This is a genomic window from Bacillus sp. JJ722 (genome assembly GCF_036963345.1).
Taxonomy (GTDB): Bacteria; Bacillota; Bacilli; order Bacillales; family DSM-1321; genus Bacillus_AD.
Window position 1 is genome coordinate 1 of record NZ_JBALMO010000378.1, and the last position, 1,609, is coordinate 1,609.

At 34.9% G+C, this 1,609-nt stretch carries 1 protein-coding gene; it reads left to right on the plus strand.

Annotated elements, in window-relative coordinates:
• Window positions 1-5 precede the first annotated feature (5 nt).
• On the plus strand, window positions 6-1,609 hold a 1,604-nt coding region (locus V7014_RS26430; RefSeq protein ID WP_438824988.1), incomplete at its 3' end, for a methyl-accepting chemotaxis protein.

Sequence of the window (1,609 nt, forward strand, 5' to 3'; positions counted from 1 at the left end):
ATGTAATGATTGGGTCTTCCAATAATCAATATATGAATTACCCGGTTAAGAAACAGGATTCTTCTTATGATGTGACTACACGACCTTGGTATACGAACGGTATGAAGAACAAAGATAAAGTCACAACAAACGATCCGTATATAGATGCTAAAACAAATAGATATGAAATGTCTCTATCCAAAACAATGAAATATGGTTATCAAACAACAGGTGTTCTTATGATTGATATTTCATTGGATGCTCTGTTAGAGCTAGTAACTGATAATGACATGGCCTTCAATGGTGAGCCGTTTATCATAAATAATGAAGGACTTGCCATTGCTCATCCTACCAGACAGGGTGAAGATATTTCGGATCTTGATATAATCAAACAGATTCTGGATAGTGGTAAAGAAAAAGATAGAATTAATTATGAATTAGATAATGAAAAGAAAATGCTTGTTTACAAAAAAATAGCCAACACTAATTGGATTACAGGTATATTCTTCGAAGAGAAAGAGATGTTTGAGCTTGCTGATAATGTTCGTACTTCTTTGCTAATTATAACTGGTATTATCTTGTTAATAACAGTGATTGCAATTGGATTTATTTCATTAGCTATTACACGCCCGATTAATCAATTAAAAGCTGGAGTTGAGAAAATCACAAATGGAGATTTGACTGTACAAGTGAATGTACAAACAAAAGATGAAACGGGTCAGCTTGGTCAACTATTTAACCTTATGGTTCATCAGTTAAGAGATATTATTTCAACTGTAAACCAGTCTTCTAACAATGTATTAAGCTCGAGTGAAAATTTAAGTGCAGTTTCAGAAGAAACGCAAGCTTCAAGCGAACAAATTGCAACTGCCATAACTGAAATAGCAACGGGGGCTAGTCACTCTGCAGAAGATGCTGATAAAGCTAATCAATTATCTATTATACTTGGTGATGAGCTTCAAAGAGTATCAGATAAAACAAAAGAAATGTCGGCTCTTACAGAAGAAACAAATACTCTAAACACAAAAGGATTACAGCAAATAAAGGAATTGCAAAACACTAATGAAGTCACAAATGGTTTTGTTAATTCAATGGGATCTGTTATTACGGAGCTAAACGAAAGAATTGCAACAATTGAAAAGGTAATGGAGACAATAACAGCTATTTCATCTCAAACCAATTTACTGGCATTAAATGCAAGTATTGAGGCTGCAAGAGCAGGAGAGCACGGAAAAGGATTTGCTGTAGTAGCGAATGAAGTTAAAACGCTAGCAGAGCAATCTGTTCTAGCAACGGAAGATGTTAAAAAAATCGTTCAAGCTATTCAAGATAGCTCGAAAAAAGCAGTCGATGAAATGGATCAAACTGGTGAAATCTTCAATAAACAAGCAATGGTGATCCAGGATACAAACTATGTCTTTACACAAATTTCAACATTTATTCAAAAGATGGTTCAATCGATTGATAGTGTAGGTGAAGACATCAAAAATGTAGCAAACAATAAAGACCATGTACTGAATTCTATCCAAGTAATGGCGTCACTAGCACAACAAACGGCAGCAGCTTGTGAGGAAGTTAATGCTTCTGCAGATGAACAAGCTCGTTCCATTTATACGGTTGCTGAAGATGC